Annotated in this window: 1 protein-coding gene; it reads right to left on the reverse strand. The window is 64.6% G+C overall.

The window, feature by feature from the left end:
- Positions 1-1,491, reverse strand: a 1,491-nt coding sequence (locus tag Q0216_RS07120) for a transketolase (protein WP_298594073.1), incomplete at its 3' end; no start/stop codon positions are given.
- Positions 1,492-1,643: the final 152 nt, after the last annotated feature.

Here is a 1,643-nt window from a genome sequence, read left to right on the forward strand (position 1 = left end):
CTGGTGGGTCGGGCCGTCCTCGCCCACGCCGATGGAGTCGTGGGTCCACACGTACAGTGCGGGAACGCCCATCAGTGCGGAGAGGCGAACAGCCGGGCGCTGGTAGTCGGAGAACACGAAGAAGGTGCCCGAGAACGCGCGGGTCGGGGAGGAGAGCACGATGCCGTTGACGATTGCTGCGGCAGCCTGCTCGCGAATACCGAAGTGCAGCACGCGGCCGTAGGGGTTGCCGGTCCAGTCTTCGGTGGTGCGCGATGCCGGGTTGAAGGACTCTGCACCCTTGATGGTGGTCAGGTTCGAACCGGCGAGGTCAGCGGAGCCGCCCCACAGTTCGGGGAAGGTGTCAGCGATAGCGTTGATGACGGTGCCGGATGCCGCGCGGGTTGCCACGGAGGTGCCAGCCTCGAACACGGGGAAGGAAGCCTTGTAGTCTGCGGGCAGTTCGCCTGCGACGAGGCGCTTGTACAGTTCGGCGCGCTCGGGGTTTGCCTTAGCCCATGCCTCGAACTTTTCGTCCCATGCCTTGTGTGCCGCTGCGCCGCGCTCAACGAGCTGGCGGGTGTGTGCCAGAACGTTCTCCTCGATGAAGAAGCTCTTGGCGGGGTCGAAGCCGAGCAGTTCCTTGGTTGCGGCAACCTCTTCAGCGCCGAGCTTGGAGCCGTGCACTGCGCCGGTGTTCTGCTTGGTGGGGGCGGGGTAGCCGATGATGGTGCGCAGCTCGATGAAGGAGGGCTTGTCGGTGACAGCCTTCGCACGCTCAATAGCTGCGTACAGTTCTGCGACGTCCTCAACGTAGTCGCCGGTGCGGGTCCAGTCCACGCGCTGAACATCCCAACCGTAGGACTCGTAGCGCTTTGCTACGTCCTCGGTGAAGGCAACGTCGGTGTCTTCCTCAATGGAGATGTGGTTGCGGTCCCAGACGACGATCAGGTTGCCGAGCTCCTGGTGACCTGCGAGCGCGCACGCCTCGGCGGTGACGCCTTCCTGCACGTCACCCTCGGAGGCGATGACGTAGACGTGGTGGTCGAAGGGGGAGGTGCCCGGTGCTGCTTCGGGGTCGAACATGCCGCGCATACGGCGCTGTGCGTAGGCGAAACCGACGGCGGATGCCAGGCCCTGGCCGAGCGGGCCGGTGGTGATTTCTACACCCTTGGTGTGCTTGTATTCGGGGTGGCCGGGGGTGAGGGCACCCCAGGTGCGCAGGGCTTCCAGGTCCTTCATTTCGAGGCCGTAGCCGCCGAGGAACAGCTGAGTGTACAGGGTGAGGGAGGTGTGGCCGGGGGAGAGGATGAAGCGGTCACGGCCTTCCCAGCGGTCGTCGGAGGGATCCTGGTTCATGACCTTCTGGAAGAGCAGGTAGGCGACCGGCGCCAGGCTCATTGCGGTGCCGGGGTGACCGGATCCGACCTTTTCTACGGCGTCTGCGGCGAGGATACGTGCGGTATCTACGGCGCGCTGGTCGGTTTCAGTCCACTGGAAGTTCTCTGCCACGTGGGGTGTCCTTTCACAACGTGAGTGGATGCGCCAGCAGGCTTGTGCTAGCGCGCTGTCCGTCGGGTGTAACGTGCCTTCGGGGGTGCTTATTCCCGCGCCGGTGGGTACCTGCGTAGGTACTCGGGTAGGTGCCCTGGTAAGTACCTGGT

It is taken from the genome of uncultured Rothia sp. (assembly GCF_937976295.1).
Classification (GTDB): Bacteria; Actinomycetota; Actinomycetes; order Actinomycetales; family Micrococcaceae; genus Rothia.